Source organism: Streptomyces sp. NH27, from assembly GCF_056859195.1.
Map to the genome: position 1 here is coordinate 1 of NZ_JACEGK010000589.1, position 4,668 is coordinate 4,668.

Annotated in this window: 3 protein-coding genes; 1 reads left to right on the plus strand and 2 read right to left on the minus strand. The window is 72.1% G+C overall.

What is annotated here, in order from left to right; all coding sequences use genetic code 11:
* Nucleotides 1-528, plus strand: a 528-nt coding sequence (locus AC13HU_RS32560; protein WP_483045583.1) for an HIT family protein, incomplete at its 5' end; no start/stop codon positions are given.
* A 220-nt stretch (nucleotides 529-748) separates the two neighbouring features.
* On the opposite strand, the gene AC13HU_RS32565 is transcribed toward AC13HU_RS32560, so the two are convergent.
* Together AC13HU_RS32565 and AC13HU_RS32570 are read right to left on the minus strand one after the other, a co-directional pair.
* Nucleotides 749-2,398, minus strand: a complete 1,650-nt coding sequence (locus AC13HU_RS32565) for a hypothetical protein (protein ID WP_483045584.1) — start codon at nucleotides 2,396-2,398, stop codon at nucleotides 749-751.
* Between the two features lie 116 nt (nucleotides 2,399-2,514).
* Nucleotides 2,515-4,668: elongation factor G-like protein EF-G2 (locus tag AC13HU_RS32570; protein WP_483045585.1), on the minus strand; the 2,154-nt coding region annotated here is incomplete at its 5' end.

A 4,668-nucleotide genomic window follows, 5' to 3' on the forward strand; every position in this document is an offset into this window, starting at 1 on the left:
CAGCGGGGTGGGGCGGGGGGTCCGGACGCGTTCCAGCGGCTGTGGACTCCGCACCGGATGGCGTACATCCAGGGCGAGAACAAGCCGACCGGGCCCGGTGCGGGCGACGGGTGTCCCTTCTGCGTGATTCCGTCGAAGTCCGATGAGGACGGGTTGGTGATCGCGCGCGGGGAGCGGGCGTACGCCCTGCTCAACCTGTACCCGTACAACAGCGGGCACCTCATGCTCGTGCCCTACCGGCACGTCGCGGACTACACGGATCTCGACGAGGGCGAGACGGCGGAGGTCGCGCTGCTCACGAAGCAGGCGATGACCGCGCTGCGGGCGGCTTCCGGGGCGCAGGGGTTCAACATCGGCATGAACCAGGGGGATGTGGCCGGGGCCGGCATCGCCGCGCACCTGCACCAGCACGTCGTGCCCCGCTGGGGCGGGGACGTCAACTTCATGCCGGTGGTGGGCAACACGAAGGTCCTGCCGCAACTCCTGGCCGACACCCGCAAGTTGCTGGCGGATGCGTGGCCGAGCTGACCCTCCGGGGTGGTGAGTTCCTGTCGGCCCCGGGACCACCCGCGCCCTTGGGTATGTGCGGCTCTTTTCGCGGAAGGAGCCGCACAAAACCAGGGGCGCGGGGAACTGCGCTCCCCCAGAGCTTCGCCTGGGAGGTACCCCCAGCCCACCACCGACAGGTAGTCCCTGAACCGACAGCCACCGCCCACCCCGGAGGGTCAGGGGCGGCCACCCCGCAGGGTCACGCGTCGTAGGCGTCGGCCTTCTTGGGCTCGACGGCTTGGACCATGCCGCTCAGTGCCATGGAGCGGCTGGTGAACTGGGTGATGTCGACACCGTTCTCGTCCATCACCTGGATCGCGGCGGCGTGTACGGCGCGCAGGACGGGCGTGGCGGCGCGCAACGCGTCATCGGCCATGAAGCGGTGCTGCCAGGGCTTGTCGGCCCAGGTGTGGCGCAGGCCGAAGGGCTCGGGGAGCTTCAGGGAGCCGCCGAGGTGGTCGAGGATCGAGGGAAACCGGGTCAGCGGCGCGCGGGCGGTGAGGCGGACCACCTCGGTCGGATTGACGACCGGCAGCGAGACGGTCCTGGTCTCCCAGAACTTCACGGACTTGTTGACGGTCTTGGTCGGCGCGGACGGCTTGGAGTTGAACAGGCCCTTGATCGGGCCGAGCGCGTATCCGGTGACCTCGACCCGGAGGGTCTGCGCGAGGACGGTCACGGTGACCATGAGGGTGATGACGAGGTTGCCGTCCCACAGCACGAACTGGATGCCCAGGTAGTGCCGGTTGCCCTTGCCGAACTGCTGGCTGTTGCAGATCCGCTGGATCTCGAAGTCCTTGACGGTGTACGCCTCGACCTCGGTCCCGGTGGGGCGGGAGATGCTGCCGGCACCCTCGGCGATGGGGGCCACCACCCAGTGCCGTATCGACGGCTTGGGGAAGCCGCCGGTGTGCAGGGGGCCGCGCTCCAGCATCCGCAGCCGGTCGTGGATCGCCCGGATCACATCCCAGCTGCGGAACGGGTTGATCTCCTTCATGCCCTCGCGCGGCACCAACTCCTCGGCCATCTGCCAGCTGCTCCAGCGGCTGCCCATGCCGAGTATCCCCTTGGGGCCCGCGTAGAAGACGACGTTGCTGCTCTGCTCGGCGGCGAGCTTCGCCAGGCTCTGCCGCAGGGTCTCGGCGCGCAGCTGGTTGGGGTTGCGGGGCACCGCCTCGGGGATCTTCGCGCCGACCCCGGAGCCGCCGGCCAGGTCCGCCCAGCGGTCGCGCAGGTCCTTGGCGGTGCGCTCGCAGATCCGGCGGGCGAGGTACCAGCCGATCACCGGTACTTCCATCACCACCCGGAAGTACTCCCGCCAGAACCCGCTGAACGGCGGCCTGATCGCCAGCAGCACGCCCAGCAGCGCCGCGGCCGCGAGTACCGCGCCGCCCAGCACGCCCGCCTTGTTGCCCTTCTCCTTCATGCCGGCCAGCGAGCGGCGCAGCTGGAAGGCGCCGAGCCACAGCAAGGTGCCCGGCAGGAACAGCACCCCGCACACCCCCATCACGATGCTCAGCCGCTGGTCGCGCTCCTGCCTGATCCGGGTGGCGGCCAGACAGTGCTCGACGACGGTCTGCGGCTCGATGCCGAAGGACTGCACGAGTTCGCCGCGCCCGCCGCCGAGCATCCGGACCTGGACCGCGCGGGCGAACGCCTCACCGAGGTTGGGCTCGAACAGCGACAGCCGGGGCGGCGACACCTTGGCGCCGTCACTGATGCCGACCAGGTCCTCCATCGTGGAGTCCCGGTACGCGGCCGAGGCCAGCGCCTGCGTCGCGGCCGTCTCGCCGTCGCTGCCCAGGAGCGGGACCTGCGCTCCCGGGCTGAAGTCGAACCCGTCTGTCACCGCAGCCCCCACTCGCCATCCGACCGCACCCTGCAAGGCACCGGCTCCGACCGGCCCATTCCCCGTAGCGGGCCGCATCACACGTTCGGAGCACTCTCCACATTACCGGCGCGGAGTCATCTGGCGCGCGCCGTCTGCTGTTCCGCCTCCTCCAAGTAATGCATTTTCGCAGCGAGTTGTGCCGGCATCGGCTCGTGGCGGGCGTAGCGGCGGCTGAACCGGCCGGTGCCGTGCGACAGGGAGCGCAGGTCGATGGCGTACCGGCCGATCTCGATCTCGGGGACCTCGGCGCGCACCATCGAGCGGCCCTCACCGGCCGGTTCCGAGCCCAGGACGCGGCCGCGCCGGCCGGACAGGTCGCTCATCACCGGGCCGACGTACGCGTCCGGCACCAGCACCCCGACCTCGTCGACGGGTTCGAGCAGGTGGATCGGGCACTCGGCGGCGGCCTCGCGCAGCGCCAGCGCGCCCGCGGTCTGGAAGGCGGCGTCGGAGGAGTCCACCGAGTGCGACTTGCCGTCGCAGAGCGTGACCCGGATGTCGACCACCGGGAAGCCGAGCGCGACCCCGCGGGCGGCCTGCGCGCGGATGCCCTTCTCCACCGACGGGATGAACTGGCGCGGCACCGCCCCGCCGATCACCTTGTCGACGAACTCGATGCCGGAGCCCACCGGCAGCGGCTCCACCTCGATCTCGCAGATCGCGAACTGCCCATGCCCGCCGGACTGCTTGACGTGCCGGCCGCGGGCGGTCGCGGGCTGCCCGAACGTCTCGCGCAGCGGCACCTTGTGCTGGACCGCGTCGACCCGCACCCCGTAGCGGCTGCGCAGCCGCTCCAGCGCCACGTCGGCGTGCGCCTCGCCCATGCACCACAGCACCACCTGATGGGTGTCGGGGTTCTGCTCCAACCGCATGGTGGGGTCCTCGGCGACCAGCCGGGCCAGACCCTGGGAGAGCTTGTCCTCATCGGCGTTGCTGTGCGCCTCGATCGCGATCGGCAGCAGCGGGTCGGGCATCTGCCACGGCGGCATCAGCAGCGGGTGGTCCTGGTCGGAGAGGGTGTCGCCGGTCTCGGCGCGGGTCAGCTTCGCCACGCACACCAGGTCGCCGGCGGACGCGGACGGCACCGGGCGCTGCTGCTTGCCGAACGGCGACGACAGCGCGCCGATCCGCTCGTCCACGTCGTGGTCCTCGTGCCCGCGGTCCTCCATGCCGTGCCCGGAGACGTGCACGGTCTCGTCGGGCCGCAGGGTGCCGGAGAAGATCCGCACCAGGCTGAGCCGGCCGACGTACGGGTCGGAGGTGGTCTTGACCACCTCGGCGGCCAGCGGGCCGTCCGGGTCGCAGGTCAGCGGCGGCCGGGGGCGGCCGTCGGGGTCGGTGACCGGCGGGGCGGCGCGCTCCAGCGGGGTGGGGAAGCCGCCGGTGACCAGTTCGAGCAGTTCCACGGTGCCCAGGCCCTGGCGGGCGCCCTCGACGGCCGGGGTGGCGGCCAGTACCGGGTGGAAGGTGCCGCGGGCCACGGCCCGCTCCAGGTCGGTGACGAGGGTCGCGACGTCGATCGCCTCGCCGCCGAGGTAGCGGTCCATCAGCGTCTCGTCCTCGCTCTCGGCGATGATCCCCTCGATCAGCCGGTTGCGGGCCTCGGCGAGCCGCGGGGCCAGTTCGGCGGAGGGGTCGGCCTCGACCCGCTCGCCGGAGGAGTAGTCGTAGACCCGGCCGGTGAGCAGCCCGACCAGGCCGGTGACCGGGGCGTGGCCGTCGGGTCCCGCCGGGCCGTGCAGCGGCAGGTACAGCGGCAGCACCGCGTCCGGGTCGTCGCCGCCCAGCTCGCTCGCGCACTGCGCGGCGGTCTCCTCGAAGCCGGCCCGCGCGGACTCCAGGTGCGTGACCACCACCGCCCGAGGCATGCCGACCGCGGCGCACTCGTCCCACACCATCCGGGTCGCACCGCCGATGCCCTCGCCGTCCTGCGCGGCCGAGACTACGAAGAGGGCCGCGTCCGCTGCTCGCAGACCGGCCCTCAACTCCCCGACGAAATCGGCGTATCCGGGGGTGTCCAGCACATTGACCCGGACTCCGCCCCATTCCACCGGTACCAGGGACAGCTGTACGGAGCGCTGCTGGCGCTGCTCCATCTCGTCGTGGTCGGACAGCGCACCGCCGTCCGCCACCCGCCCGGCCCGACCCCCCGCCCCGGTGGCCAGGGCCAGCGCCTCCCCCCGCGTGGTCGTGCCCGCCCCGCAGGGGCCGCCCCGCCCCACGTGGCG